The sequence below is a fragment of the Carboxylicivirga fragile genome (assembly GCF_050589805.1).
Lineage (GTDB): Bacteria > Bacteroidota > Bacteroidia > Bacteroidales > Marinilabiliaceae > Carboxylicivirga > Carboxylicivirga fragile.
In genome coordinates this window covers 1-14,379 of sequence record NZ_JBNGOY010000036.1, presented here as the reverse complement: position 1 = coordinate 14,379, position 14,379 = coordinate 1, and the positions used below count along the sequence as shown (strand labels likewise).

The window sequence follows — 14,379 nt, the reverse complement described above, 5'->3', positions numbered from 1 at the left end:
AACTAAATTATTATCTTTGGGGATTGTTTTTACAGCTAGTACATGAAGTTTAAAGAGGTAATAGGGCACGATATAATTAAGCAACATATGATTAGGATGGTCAATGAAGGCCGTGTTAGTCATGCTCAGATGTTGGCGGGTCCCGAAGGGATTGGGAAACTAAATTTGGCACTTGCTTTTGCTCAATACCTGAATTGTAGCGATCGGCAAGAAGACGACTCTTGTGGTGTATGTTCGTCATGTACTAAGTACGAAAAGTTAGTACACCCCGATCTGCATTTTGTATTTCCTGTTGTAAAAAGCCCAAAGCATAAGAATCCGGTGAGTGATTCTTATATCGCTGAATGGCGGCAATTTGTGCGCGAAAAAAAGTATTTCAACCTAAGGCAATGGTATGGTAAGTTGGAATCTGACAAACAAGGTTTGATCTATAGTCAGGAGAGCCAGGAGATTATTAAAAAGCTAAGCTTAAAGACTTTTGAAGCTGAGTTTAAGGTCATGATTATTTGGTTGCCTGAAAAAATGCATGTGTCGGCAGCAAATAAGTTGTTGAAATTGCTAGAGGAACCACCTCAGGGTACCGTGTTTTTATTGGTGTCTGACGATCCATCTTCGGTATTAGGAACCATTCAGAGCCGTTCACAACTCTTAAAAATTCCAAGAATTGATGGTGCTGCCATAAGCAAAGCTTTGGTTGATGAGTACAGTATAGATGCTACAGAAGCTGAACGTTTTGCAAAGTTGGCATCAGGCAGTTTTGTTGCCGCTCAGGAAATTGTTGATCAAAGTGATGAAAGAGCATTCTTTTTCGACCGTTTTGTGAATCTAATGCGTCAGGCCTACGCACGTAAATTATTCGATTTAATTGACTGGTGCGACGAAATGAATTCGCAACCCAAAGAACGACTTAAAAACTTCCTGGAATTTTCACTACGTCTGGTACGTGAAAATTTCATGATGAATATTCAAGAAGAGGAATTGTTGTATCTTACACCGGAAGAAGAAAATTTTTCAACGCGATTTTCACCCTTTATTAATGACAATAACGTGTTGGAATTGAGTGAAGAATTTAGTTTAGCACATTCTCATCTTGAACAAAATGGGAACGCACGTATTATATTAATGGATTTGTGTTTGAAGGTGATCATATTATTAAAGCAATAATAGAGACCTGGCAAATTCTCAAGGCTTAAATTTGAGTCTTTTATTTTTTGATATTATGGAAGAAGAGGTACTACAAGATAAAGAAAAGAAGGGATGTTCTGGCTGTACAAGTCGGTGTGGCAAATTAGATGTTTTTGATTGGCTGGATGATTTGCCAGATAGCATTAATAGCACCGATGTAATAGAAGTACAGTTTAAGAACACACGTAAGGGATATTTTAGAAATAGTAATGGTTTAAAATTAGCGAAGGGCGATGTTATTGCCGTTGAAGCCTCGCCGGGTCACGATATTGGTACGGTTACTTTAACCGGAGAGTTGGTTTTACTTCAGATGAAGAAAAACAATATTTCGGCCAGTACCTTCGAATTTAAGCGGGTGTATCGTAAAGCCAAACCTGCTGATATTGAAAAGTGGGAAGAAGCTAAGAACCTTGAGCATGAAACCATGCTTGAATCACGCCGATTAGCTGAGCGCTTGAACTTACATATGAAAATTGGTGATGTAGAGTACCAAGGTGATCGTACTAAAGCTATCTTCTATTATATTGCTGATGAACGTGTTGATTTTCGTGAGTTAATTAAGGTCTTAGCCGAACGTTTCCGTGTACGTATTGAAATGCGTCAGATTGGGGCTCGTCAAGAGGCGGGTAGAATTGGCGGAATTGGTCCTTGTGGTCGTGAGTTGTGTTGTTCTACTTGGATGACTAATTTTGTTTCGGTAACAACCAATGCAGCGCGTTATCAGGAGATTTCATTAAATCCTCAGAAATTGGCCGGGCAGTGTGGTAAGCTTAAATGCTGTTTAAATTATGAGTTGGATGCTTATTTGGATGCGCAGGCTGATTTTCCAAGAATAACAACAGTATTAGAAACCGAAGAAGGACCATACTATCATTTCAAAACAGATATTTTCCGCAGAGTAATGTGGTATAGTACCGAGAAAGATTTCCCTGCAGGAGTTGTTGAGGTGCCAGTTGACAGAGTGAAAGAGGTTATTGTAAATAATAGACGTGGGAAGAAGGTTGATAAATTAGTGAAGGAAGACTTCAGTAAATTGGCGGCAGCGGAACCTAGTTATCAGAATGTTATTGGACAAGAAAGCTTAACGCGTTTTGATGAGAATAAGAAAAAGAAACGTCGACCAAATAATCAAAAAGGGAAATCAAAAAGACGATTTAAACCAAAACCACGTAAAGATGGCGGCAAGGATAAAAAATAGTGTTGTTGCAATATTGCTTGTGCTCGCATTTTCTTCTTGTGGAGATAATGCAATATTCGATCAATATGTAACAATCCCTGATAATGGTTGGCACCAGGATTCAATGGCTGTGTTTAAGGTAGACATTGAAAATGCTCAAAACACATATGATGTAATTATAAATGTGCGTAATCGATCGCATTATCCGAATAGTAACTTGTGGTTATTTGTTGATGTCATAAGTCCGAGTGGAAAGGTAATGCAACAAAAGGTAGATTGCATATTGGCTGACGACAATGGCCGTTGGTTAGGGTCGGGTTGGGGCGATTTATTTCATGTTGAGGTGCCTTATCAAAAGGGCGTTAAATTTGCTGAAACAGGTTCGTATACATTTAGAATTGTACAAGGGATGCGAACTGAAGATTTGAGTGGTATTTATAACATTGGCTTACGTATTGAAGAAGCTGAAGGGTTAGAAACAAAATAGAATAGCAGAAGGTGGGAAAGAATAAGCTGAAGAAGTTTGCCGAGATGGCAACTTACGACCATGTTTTTCAGGCGGATTATAGCGATTTAAAAAATGAATCATTTGCCTTAAAAGGTAAGTGGGGAACAGAGTTTTTTAAGAATGATAAACCCATTGTATTAGAATTGGGCTGTGGCAAAGGTGAGTACACAGTAGGATTAGCCGAACTTTTTCCCGACAAAAACTTTATTGGTATCGATATTAAAGGGGCGCGTATGCACCGTGGTGCAACTGATGCTAAGGAAAAAAACTTAAGCAATGTTGCTTTTTTGCGCACCCGAATTGAGTTGATCACAGCTTTTTTTGATACCGGTGAGGTGGACGAAATATGGTTAACTTTTCCCGACCCACAGATGAAAAAGGTGAATAAACGTTTGTCATCGACTCGCTTTCTTAAATTATATACCCAGTTTCTAAAGCCGGATGGCTTGGTTCATCTTAAAACAGATTCGAATTTCTTGTATACTTACACCAGTGCTTTGGTTAAGGAAAATAAGTTTGAAGTTGAAGTGAATGAAACCGATTTATACAGCTCTAGCTATCAGGGGCCAATTTTATCCATTCAAACATTTTACGAGGCCAAATGGATTAACCATGGTTTGAGCATTAAATATTTGCAGTATCGTTTGCAAGAAAGAAATGAATGGATGGAGCCGGATATTGAAATTGATTTTGATGATTACCATAGTGCAGGTCGTGGCGTCAAAATCAAGGAATCCATTAAGATTCAACCACAAGCCCGAACCAAAGGTAATTAGTAACTTCGCAGTACGTAATGGCTAAATCAAGCGACTTCTTCGAACGCGTTTATCAGGTGGCAGAATTGGTGCCCCATGGTCGAGTTACATCTTATGGTGCTATAGCACGTTATATTGGCAGTGCTCGAGGCGCTCGTATGGTTGGTTGGGCTATGAATAAGTGTTCGGGTTGGCATCGCTTTGTGCCAGCTCATCGGGTTGTAAATAGTAAAGGACTTCTGACAGGTAAGCACCATTTTTCTGGTGGTGAAACCATGAAAGAACTTTTGCAAAACGAAGGTATTGAAGTCGTAGAGAATCAGATTATCAATTTCGAAAAGGTATTTTGGGATCCTACAAAGGAATTAGAAATTTAAATGGATTAAGTTTGCCCTATAGGTATGCAGAAATAAAATGTTGACCCTACGCCCTCTTCACTTTCAAGCCAAATTTTACCATTTAACATTTCAACATAGGCTTTGCAAATAGCTAAGCCAAGCCCTACACCTTCTTTTTTCTGTATTAAATCACTACTGCTGGTTTGTACGAATCGATTAAATATTATTTTTTGGTGTTCAGGAGTGATACCTATTCCAGTGTCTTTCACATGGAAATGTACCATGTTGAATTCAATTGTAATTCCTAGCTCAATTATTCCTTCATTACTGTATTTTATGGCATTATTAACAAGGTTGCTGAGTATGGCAATTAATTTTTCCTTGTCAGAAGTGACGATCTGTCTTTTCCTTGATTCGGTCAATTGCAGATTTAATTGCATACCTTTGTTTTCGACTTCGGTTTTGAAAAAGTTATAAATATATTTCGATACTTCTCCAATGCTAAATTCGGAGATGCTTACCTCCATCTGACCGGCTTCAATTTTAGATAAATCAACAAGGTCGTTAATAATGCTTAGCATGCGCTTGCCGCTATTTTCAATTATCTCTATGTATGAGCTTTGTTCGGCACTTTCTAATAGTGGTTGCTTCAAAAGTTGAGCAAAGCCAAGTATGCCATTCATGGGTGTTCTGATTTCGTGGCTCATGTTAGCTAAGAAAGCCGATTTTAAGCGATCACTTTCCTGCGCCTTTTCCTTTTCTTTAATAAGTTCTATTTCTGCATTTTTTCGTTTCGTAATGACTTGCGATATTCCTAGTAATTCCTTTGGTTCACCAGCTGCATTTCTCGATATTATTTTACCTCGTCCATCCACCCAAACCCAATTGCCATGCTTTGATCGTATTCGAAATTCGCAGTAATATTCAGCTACATTTCCCATTACATGTTCGTTGAAAGCTTCCATAACATTTGGAAGGTCATCGGGATAAATCATATTGGTAGCTGCCTCAATGGTGTTTGGTAATTCATCTTTATTGTATCCCAAGTAGTAATAAAGGTGAGGTGTACTCTTAACTGTTCTAGTTTCAAAATCATTCTTAAAAACGGATGCATGATTGATTTCGAGTGATAATGTTTGTGCTTTTTGACTTTCAATTAAGGATGTCTCTGATTCAATGGCTTGCACATCGTCACAAGCAAGCATTAGTAATTTTCCATGAATGCTGGCAATGGGTCGAAGTGTATCTACGGTATCCAAACTTAGGCTTGTCTTTGTTCCTAGTATTAACTGACCATAATCACTGAGGTTAAGCTTGTAAAAGTAGGCGCCATCATATTTATAAACTGTATTATTAGTCGAAAAGTGGTTTATTATTATTTCCCACTTAAGATTTGTATTTGAATGAAAAGTCTCTACGTCTGTTACTTCCCCGCCATAATTTTTTAGTATTTTAAGTGAAGTGCAATTTAATAGTTTGGAGTATAGAGGAACACATTTTTTGATGATGCCTGCTTCACAAGTTTCATCGTAAGCACAAGTAGCTAGATTTAATAGTGACTCATTATCTAAAACAACTTTTGGCATAAGTTTCTATTTTGAAGCGATGGAATCTAAATATGATATTAGCAATTGGGCTTTTTCTTCTCATAGAGAATTGTGTATAAAACTCATCTATGTGTTTCAATAACCATTAATGTACTTAAATATATAAAAATAAACCTTTGCGTTTATAAAAGCAGCTATTTGATTGCTATAAAATGTGGGTGTTTATAATGGTTAGTAATAACTCTTTCTTCATAGTTCAGATTTTCTAAAATTATTCACTATTTTTACAAGGTTTAAATAAAGATAAGCATGGAATACTATCCGAACTTAATATTAGATGCCTTAAAGCATGTTGTTCATCCTGGTAAAGGAAAAGACATTATCTCACTTGGAATGGTTGAGGATGACCTGCGTATAGATGGGAAACGCATTAGTTTTAGTCTTTTGTTTGATCGTGCCAACGATCCTTTGGTTGGGTCATTAAAAAAAGCTTGTGTCAAAGCCATTCATTCTTATGTTGATGAAGAGGCCGAGATTGAAGGTAATATATACGTTAAGGTAAAGCCAAAAACGAAACCTATCGTAGCTAAACCACTGGAAGGTGTTAAAAATGTAATTGCTATTGCATCGGGTAAAGGTGGTGTTGGTAAATCAACAGTAACGTCTAATCTTGCAGTGGCTCTTGCTAAAGCAGGTTATTCGGTTGGTTTGTTAGATGCTGATATTTTTGGGCCTTCTGTACCAATCATGTTTCAAACAGAGGATGAACGTCCAGTACTTGAAAAAATTGATGGGAAAGATCGTATTTTGCCTGTTGAAAAGTACGGTGTTAAAATGTTGAGCATTGGTTACTTTGTTAACCCTGAAGATGCTTTGGTTTGGCGTGGCTCAATGGCAACCAATGCGCTTAAACAGCTAATTAACGACGGTAAATGGGGAGAGTTGGATTACTTATTGTTGGATTTGCCTCCAGGAACAAGTGATATTCATCTAACCTTGGTTCAAACCATAAGCATTACTGGTGCTGTTGTGGTTACTACGCCACAAAACGTAGCCTTGGCTGATGCCGTTAAAGGTATTAGCATGTTTAAGAGTAAAAATATAAATGTGCCGGTGCTTGGTTTGGTTGAGAATATGGCCTGGTTTACGCCTGAAGAGCTACCACAAAACAAATATTACATTTTTGGTAAAGATGGTGGTAAAACCTTAGCTGCTAAACTTGAGATACCGATGCTTGGGCAAATACCAATCGTTCAGAGTATACGAGAAGGTGGTGATAAAGGAGAACCGGTCGCATTAAACGAATCATCGATGACAGCTATGGCCTTTGCTGATTTAGCTCAAAAGGTAGTTGAGCGTGTTGAGCATCGTAATGCTGCTATGCCACAAACCAAGATTGTAGAAATTAAAAAATAAACTGATGGGAGAAGATAAAGCAAAACTCTTGAATGAGGTTGAAGAAGCGCTTGAGTCAATTCGCCCCTATTTGCAAGGCGATGGCGGTAATATTACCCTTATTGATATTACTGACGAATATGTAGTTAAAGTTCGTTTGGAAGGATCGTGTCAGGGCTGTCCATTGAGCATGCAAACCCTAAAGGGAGGTGTTGAAATGGTTGTGAAGAAATCAGTGCCGCAAATAACTGAGGTTATAGCAGTGGAGGATGGTGTTTAGAATTGCTTACTGATTAAAGACCTAAAATTTTATTGACCCCGCATTTGCCTTTCTGGCTAGTGCGGGGTCAAATATTTTTATCTTATTAATGATTCATTTTTTTAGCATTAATCTTTTAACAAGTAGATAACTTAAAGTTGCTGTTTAAGTTCTTATTTTTGTGGAGTATGTTAATGAAAGTTCGACATATTATACGACAAGTTCTGATGCTTGTTATGGTGGGTCTATTTTTACTTACGACTAGTGGCTTCAGATTGCATAGCCATTATTGTAGTCATAAGGGTGAAACAAGCTACTCCATTCTAATTCCTGTTGAACAATGCAGTTGTCAGGAAATGCAACAATCTTCATGTTGTAGCCTATCTATTGAGGAAAAACATGCTGACTGTAATGAAGGTTGTTGTTCTGATGTACAATCCTTTTCCTTATTAAAATTAGATGGTTTACATCATGCCCAGATAAGTTCACTGCCTCTGATTACTTGTCTTAACTTTTTAAAGTTCTCTATATTAATTGGTGATTTCTCTAAGGATGGGAGGGATGCTATTCTTGTGCATTTGCCTAATGAGACTGTTCCACCGTTGCCTAGGCAACAATTTCTTTCTAGAATTCAAGTGTATTTAATTTGATACCCACTTCTGTGTCTATGATTAAAACTGTGCATTTGCCCGGTTTTGAATTGTAGTAGTTTCAATTTTAAATACAAATACGATGAAAATTAGTATAAAGAATCTGCTTTTTGCAGTATTCACTCTGTACTTATCTTTTGGCATACAAGCCCAAGAGGTGAGTGGTGTGGTTGTGGGTTTTGATGATAATATGCCCTTGGTGGGTGTTAATGTTTATTGGCAAGGCACAAGCGAAGGCACCATCACTGATGCAGATGGTAAATATCAAATAAAACGCTCAAATCAATCTTCATTTCTCGTTTTTAGCTATGTTGGGTACGAAGATGAAGTACATGAGGTCAGTAGTATTGGAAAAATTAATGTGTCCTTGAAGTCCGGGGCAAACATTGATGAAGTAACCGTTGAGCATCGGGTTAGAAGCTCCAGTGTATCAAAGCTAAACCCAATTTTCACAGTTAATATTTCGGATAAAGAGCTGTCAAAATTCGCCTGTTGTAATCTCTCTGAAAGTTTTGAAACTAATGCCTCTGTTGATGTGTCCTTTGCCGATGCGGTATCGGGGATTAAACAAATAAAAATGTTGGGTTTATCAGGCCGTTATTCCCAGTTGATGATGGAGAATATACCTATTATCAGAGGAGGAGAAGTGGCCTTTGGACTCAATTACATACCCGGTACCTGGATGGAAAGTATTCAAGTTTCTAAAGGAACTTCTGCTGTAAAGAATGGTTACGAGAGTATGACAGGCCAGATTAATGTTCAATATAAAAATCCGGCTGGTAAAGAAAAAATGCATTTCAACCTATATGGTAATCAGGATGGTAAAGTTGAGGCTAATGCTGGTGTTGATTTTAAGGTGACTGATAAGTGGAGTAGTAATGTTTTACTGCATGGTAGTTCTAATATTCGGGAGTTGGATATGAATAAGGATGGTTTTTTGGATAAGCCCTTATCTTCAACAATAATTGGTATGAATAGATGGAACTACCTTAGCGATAAAATGACCGCCAAATTAGGCTTGTCTGTATTATCAGAATCGCGAGAAGGAGGGCAATTACTTTATGATCACAATCAGTCGCAAAAAGAACAGGATGCTTATGGAATAGGCATTGATGTTAAGCGCTTGAATGCCTTTTCTAAGTTGGGCTTTGTTTTTGATCGACCAGCAACAAGTTTAGGATGGATTACTTCAGCCAACCTCTTTCAACGATCATCGTTTTATGGGAATAATGATTTGGATGTGGATCAGTTAAATTTATATACAAACCTTATTTATCAGTCGTATGTAAATAATACGCAACATACCTATAATGCTGGGCTTAGCTTAGTTTTTGACGATAACCAAGAGGAGTTGAATAATATAAATACTGGTTTTAAGGAGTTTGTTGCAGGTGGATTTATTGAGTATAATTATATTCCTTCAGAACGTTTTTCTGTACTGCTTGGCTTGCGAAATGATTATAGTAGTTTGCATGGTAATTTCATCACGCCCCGTTTTCATACCAAGTATTCCATCAGTGAAAAACTTATATTGAGGGCATCAGCAGGAAAAGGTTATCGTACACCTTCAATAGTAAGTGAAAATACCCAGTTCTTGGCAAGTTCAAAACAATTTATAATACATGATAAGGTAGTTCAGGAGGAAGCATGGAATTACGGACTTAGCCTGAGCAAGGATTTGACAATTAATAAGCGTGAAGCGACTTTTTCAGTGGAATTTTTCCGTACCGATTTTCAGAATCAATTAATTGTTGATTTAGATCAGAATCAACAGGAGGTGCATTTTTATAATTTAGATGGAAAGTCATATGCCAATAGTATACAGATTGAGGCTTTCTATGAGTTGTTTAAGCGCTTTGAGTTAACAGCAGGTTATCGCTATAATGAGGTTAAGGCTACGTATAATGGCCAATTGAATCGAGCGCCTTTTGTGAGTCGTTACAAAGCAATGTTATCGGGTCAATATCGCACAAATATGGATAAGTGGCAATTTGATATGACTATGCAAATGCATGGTGATCAGCGTTTGCCATCGGCTTCATACAATGGTGAGGACTTGCCAACAATATCAGATGAATACATAAATTTAATTGCTCAGGTAACCAAGAACTATCGGAATTGGAGTTTTTACGTGGGTGCCGAAAATTTAACAGCCTATACCCAGGATAATGCCATTGTAGATCCGGAAAATCCTTTTGGAAGTAGTTTTGACGCAAGTCGTATATGGGGGCCAATTTATGGGCGTATGTTTTATTTTGGTATTAAATACAAATTAGATCGTTAATCATGAAAAAAGGAAAAATATGAAACGAATAATAGCATTATGCATTGTAGCAATTTCATTAATTGCCAATGCGCAGGATAAAAAGAGTACAAACTCAACAGTTTTTAAAACGGACATTACATGTCAGAATTGTGAAGCGAAAATAATGAAACAGTTGCCCTATGAAAAAGGGGTGAAGGAGGTTGTGGTTGACGTTGAGCGTAAGTTGGTGACGGTGACGTATAAGCAATCTAAAAACACAGATGAGCAATTAGGGAAAGCTATTGAGAAATTGGGTTATCAGGCCACTTTCTTAGGGCATCCAAACTATGTTAGTGTTAAAGGTAATTGCGATATGTGTAAGGCACGAATTGAGGAAGCGGCTATGAATGTTATGGGTGTTAGTATGGCTGTTTGGAATGTGAATAATCAGGAGCTTAATGTCATTTTTGATGAGTCGCAGCTTGATTTAAAGGCAATTGAATCGGCCATTGCCAAAGCCGGGCATGATACTCAAAACATTGCAGCAAAGGATGAAAGTTATAAAAGCTTGCCTGATTGTTGTAAGTACAGGAAGTAATGCATGTTTCCGCTTACTTATTTCACCTTAAATGAAGCCAAGGTTTTGCTATTTTACGATTGACAGTACAATTTATTTTCTAACTTTGCACACCTTATTGGCTTCGTAGTTCAATGGATAGAATGTAGGATTCCGGTTCCTATGATGCGGGTTCGATTCCCGCCGAGGTCACAATTAAGATCTTTAAATGATATCAAAAGCCTGCAAATCGATTGATTTTCAGGTTTTTTCATTTTTACACAAATCGAAGTAATCTAAAATAATCCATCCAAATACCTATTTTTTGTGACCTATTCCGTGACCTCTAGTTCTATTTAACAGGTGAGGTCACAGATTTTTGTTATATTAGTGGTAGCAAAGGCTTCAAAGGAAGTTGAAAATAATTATAGATGATTGATTTTGGTTCTGTTTGACAATTTTCTGTGACCTCAAAGGAGGTTTTTTGAAATCAAACACAAATAATACACACCAAAATCAAAAATGATGAACAACACGCAATCATTCGGCCTGCAGTTTATTGTACGCCACAAAAGCAAATTATCCGAGATGGCAGGGATTTATATAAGGATAACTGTCAACCGAAGGAAAACAGAAGTTTCTACAAAGTTATTTTGTCCTAATGACCTTTGGGATAAAAAGAAGGAGAAGGTAATGGGTGGTACAAATTTTAATCACCACCATATTAATAAGCTACTGGAAGAAAACAGAGCAAAGATTCAGAGTATCTATCATGACTTGAGGATTAAAGAACAGCTTATAACACCTCAGATAATTAAAAATTATTTTCTGGGCATTAAAGAGGAGGGGAGAACGCTTTTGCGTTTAGTCGATTATCATTACTCCACGCAAAAATCCATTCTTCGTGCCAGCACGATACGGCATTATAAAGTAACCTATAAGTATATAAAGGCTTTTTTGAAGAAAAAATTAAAAACGTCAGATATCTATTTACGTCAAATTGATTACCGTTTTATTGTTGATTACGAAGTCTTTCTCAATGAATATAAAATGCTTGAAAATTACAAAGGCTTATCACAGAATTCAGTAATGAAGCACCTGGCTTGGCTTCGTTGTATACTAAATTTAGCCGTTCGCTTGAAGTGGATGATGAATAATCCATTTGATACTTACAAATTAAGATACAAAAAATCAGAAAGAGGCTTCTTGAGTCAGGAAGAATTAACGATGATAGAGGAGAAGGAGATAGATATCCATCGCCTGGAATTGACAAAAGACCTTTTTATTTTCTCTTGTTATACCGGTTTGGCTTATATGGATATGCAGAGTCTTACCGATGAAAATATCCACATAGGCATTGATGGTTATAAGTGGATTATTACCAAGCGCCTGAAGACAGATATACCTGTCAGGATACCCTTGCTGGCAAAGGCTGAAGAATTAATTATGAGATATAAAGAACACCCCAAAGCAGTTAATAAAGGCACTATTTTTCCACCGATTACCAATCAACGGCTCAATGGCTATTTAAAAGAAGTGGCAGATATATCCGGTGTAAAAAAGCACTTAACCTTCCACATGGCTCGTCACACATTCGCAACCACTGTTACATTATCTAATGGAGTGCCCATCGAAACAGTTAGTAAGATATTGGGTCACACCAAAATTGCCACCACTCAAATATATGCCAAGGTTTTAGAGAACAAAATAAGCGAAGATATAAATATGCTACGCGATAAATTAGAAACGAACTCAAATGATCATAAAAATAGATCATCCGTTTAAGTTATATTTGTCAATATTCGACTAAAATTAATTGCGATTGGTCAAATTTAGCTTTGTTTTAGTGTGTCTGGTGTATAATTTAGCATTAGCAGTTCCGAATTGTTTGGAACTGCTTTTTACACCATAACCTAAATTAGTCGCCAATGACCTATTTTCTTCACCACATGGAAAAATTGGTTTCCAACATCAGCAATGCAGAGAGTTGCCTATTAAAACAAAGTAAAGAAACAAGCTTATCAATCTCAGATGAGATAGAGGATATTCCATTATCCATCAAGAACAAGCTACTCCATAAATCAGCTCAGCAGCTATCAAAGAAGAAACTATCAAACGTCATCTGTTTTTACCAATCAAATCTTATACGATTGATTGATGAGCTATCCAAAAAGGAATGTTCTTGTCCAGATAAAGCTACCTGTCTTGAAACCAACCTTCAACCATTAATTCAGAAACTGGCCAACGTTCTTATATTCATAAATAATCAATTCAAAAATTACATTGACTTTAGTGCAACCCTACCTTTAATTTGTGAAACAAATCACCGCTCAATCATTAAAGAGCGCTATCTCAGGCTTATAAATAACCTCATTAGCCATAGTTTTTCTTCGGAGATGATTTTTATTATGGCTCATCCAATAAGCGATTTCATAAATAAACATAAGAGTAGCTACACCTACCACGACAAATTCTTCTTATACGCTTGGCTTGAAAGATTGGAATTGGTACTTCTTGAAATAACCATAAACACTGAGCACAATGATTTGCTTTGTAAATTAATGATAGCCAATAATCTCAATTCCGATGAATGCATTGACTACTTCATACGTTTCATCACAGATAAATATAATGCAGAGGCTACTAAAACAGATCAACTACAAGTATTGGGCTATTTCTTAAAGTGCATTAAACAAACCGTTATTTTCAGAAAGTCTGGCTATATCTTAGGTAAGACATCGCTGCAAGAAACTTTGGTCAATTGGCTCTCTCTCGAAATTGAATACATTAAGAATAGCTGCCACATTAACGAGCAAAAAATCAATCCCTTATTGACAGATCGTACGCACAAAGTAATAACCAATCTCTCAGTTGCTCAATTGGGATGTTTCATTAGACTATGTGTTGAGTCAGGTATTTTTCCAAAACGCAATAAGAAACAGCTCATTACCTACTTTGCTAAGCACATATCTACTTCTAACCAAAACAACATATCTTATAATAGTTTAAAAAATCAGTTTTATGATCCTGACAAAAGCTCAATTGATGAATTAAAAACCATCGTCTTAAAACAGCTCAAATTATTTCAAGAAAATAAATTTTAATTTTTTTTCAAAAACACAAACAACACACTATCAATTTATTAACGAGGGGTGACACAGGGGTGATGTCACCCCGTGTCACTGTTTTCGTATTGAGCTATTTCTTTCCTTTGTTCTCGTTCAAAATCAATCATCTATTATCAAGTCATTTACGAGTACAAAAACGACTATTATGAGAACAGAAAAAGCAAAGATGTACCTCGAGCAACTACTAACAACAGAGGATCTATCAGAATTTAAAAAAGTCCTTCTCAAGGATATCGAGAAACTCATTAAGGAAACGGTCAAACCAACACCCAAAACATGGCTCAAGTCCAACGAGGTTAAAGAGCTACTGGAAGTTTCCAATGGCACATTGCAAAATCTTCGTAACAACGGCGCACTTCCCTTTACCAAAATAGGTGGTGTCATCTACTACAACCGCGACGACATCCAAAAGATGCTTATCCAGCACAAACAGTCATTCTAGTTTCTAACAGGCGAAGCCGTTCTATCAGAAGCGAAGCTTCGTTCTATCATCTAAAGCGCAGCGAAATTTAACCAAGTGGCAAATCACTTCGGACTACTAACTACTGACTAAAAAATGAACTACATCAAGCACCTAAACAACACTTTTGCCATGATGGACCAAGTGCAAACCTTCAAACCCTATCACATAAGTCT

At 37.0% G+C, this 14,379-nt stretch carries 14 protein-coding genes and 1 tRNA gene; 14 read left to right on the top strand and 1 reads right to left on the bottom strand.

The features are described from left to right. Nucleotides 1–42: 42 nt before the first annotated feature. Genes ACRD7B_RS15605 through ACRD7B_RS15585 form a run of 5 tightly spaced genes read left to right on the top strand, consistent with a single transcriptional unit; the run spans nt 43 to nt 4,002 of the window. Complete coding sequence (locus tag ACRD7B_RS15605) at nt 43–1,164, top strand: DNA polymerase III subunit (protein ID WP_430825517.1); 1,122 nt, start codon at nt 43–45, stop codon at nt 1,162–1,164. A 55-nt stretch (nt 1,165–1,219) separates the two neighbouring features. Then, nucleotides 1,220–2,383 carry a PSP1 domain-containing protein gene (locus ACRD7B_RS15600; RefSeq protein ID WP_430825516.1) on the top strand — a complete coding sequence of 388 codons (1,164 nt, stop codon included), beginning with the start codon at nt 1,220–1,222 and terminating at the stop codon, nt 2,381–2,383. After that, the gene (locus ACRD7B_RS15595; protein WP_430825515.1) at nt 2,361–2,849 is read left to right on the top strand and encodes a gliding motility lipoprotein GldH; all 489 of its coding nucleotides are present in this window, start codon (nt 2,361–2,363) and stop codon (nt 2,847–2,849) included. Before ACRD7B_RS15600 ends, ACRD7B_RS15595 begins: the two co-directional genes overlap by 23 nt. Nucleotides 2,850–2,860: 11 nt before the next feature. Further along, complete coding sequence (gene trmB, locus ACRD7B_RS15590; RefSeq protein WP_430825514.1) at nt 2,861–3,646, top strand: tRNA (guanosine(46)-N7)-methyltransferase TrmB; 786 nt, start codon at nt 2,861–2,863, stop codon at nt 3,644–3,646. Between the two features lie 17 nt (nt 3,647–3,663). Beyond that, the gene (locus ACRD7B_RS15585) at nt 3,664–4,002 is read left to right on the top strand and encodes an MGMT family protein (RefSeq protein ID WP_430825513.1); all 339 of its coding nucleotides are present in this window, start codon (nt 3,664–3,666) and stop codon (nt 4,000–4,002) included. A gap of 5 nt (nt 4,003–4,007) precedes the next feature. Here the strand turns inward: ACRD7B_RS15585 and ACRD7B_RS15580 are convergent, their stop codons facing one another. After that, the gene (locus ACRD7B_RS15580; RefSeq protein WP_430825512.1) at nt 4,008–5,549 is read right to left on the bottom strand and encodes a sensor histidine kinase; all 1,542 of its coding nucleotides are present in this window, start codon (nt 5,547–5,549) and stop codon (nt 4,008–4,010) included. Nucleotides 5,550–5,819: 270 nt separating this feature from the next. Here ACRD7B_RS15580 and ACRD7B_RS15575 point away from each other — a divergent pair, with 270 nt between their 5' ends. The 9 genes from ACRD7B_RS15575 to ACRD7B_RS15535 all read left to right on the top strand — a co-directional run bounded on the left by ACRD7B_RS15575 (nt 5,820) and on the right by ACRD7B_RS15535 (nt 14,185). Continuing rightward, entirely contained in the window at nt 5,820–6,926 is a 1,107-nt protein-coding gene (locus ACRD7B_RS15575) for an Mrp/NBP35 family ATP-binding protein (protein WP_430825511.1), read from the top strand. Between the two features lie 4 nt (nt 6,927–6,930). Further along, a complete protein-coding gene (locus tag ACRD7B_RS15570) occupies nt 6,931–7,185 on the top strand; it encodes a NifU family protein (RefSeq protein WP_430825510.1) in 255 nt (84 codons plus the stop codon). Nucleotides 7,186–7,352: 167 nt separating this feature from the next. Beyond that, the gene (locus ACRD7B_RS15565) at nt 7,353–7,814 is read left to right on the top strand and encodes an HYC_CC_PP family protein (RefSeq protein ID WP_430825509.1); all 462 of its coding nucleotides are present in this window, start codon (nt 7,353–7,355) and stop codon (nt 7,812–7,814) included. Between the two features lie 82 nt (nt 7,815–7,896). Further along, nucleotides 7,897–10,098: a TonB-dependent receptor gene (locus ACRD7B_RS15560; RefSeq protein WP_430825508.1), complete on the top strand. Its 2,202-nt coding sequence runs from the start codon at nt 7,897–7,899 to the stop codon at nt 10,096–10,098. A 19-nt stretch (nt 10,099–10,117) separates the two neighbouring features. Continuing rightward, nucleotides 10,118–10,657 carry a heavy-metal-associated domain-containing protein gene (locus ACRD7B_RS15555; RefSeq protein ID WP_430825507.1) on the top strand — a complete coding sequence of 180 codons (540 nt, stop codon included), beginning with the start codon at nt 10,118–10,120 and terminating at the stop codon, nt 10,655–10,657. A gap of 99 nt (nt 10,658–10,756) precedes the next feature. Then, nucleotides 10,757–10,828: transfer RNA gene (locus ACRD7B_RS15550), tRNA-Arg, on the top strand. Between the two features lie 312 nt (nt 10,829–11,140). Beyond that, entirely contained in the window at nt 11,141–12,400 is a 1,260-nt protein-coding gene (locus ACRD7B_RS15545) for a site-specific integrase (RefSeq protein ID WP_430825506.1), read from the top strand. A 143-nt stretch (nt 12,401–12,543) separates the two neighbouring features. Beyond that, nucleotides 12,544–13,719: a hypothetical protein gene (locus ACRD7B_RS15540; protein ID WP_430825505.1), complete on the top strand. Its 1,176-nt coding sequence runs from the start codon at nt 12,544–12,546 to the stop codon at nt 13,717–13,719. 169 nt (nt 13,720–13,888) lie between these two features. Then, nucleotides 13,889–14,185, top strand: coding sequence for a helix-turn-helix domain-containing protein (locus ACRD7B_RS15535; protein WP_430825504.1), 297 nt, complete (start codon nt 13,889–13,891; stop codon nt 14,183–14,185). The last annotated feature ends 194 nt before the right edge of the window (nt 14,186–14,379 follow it).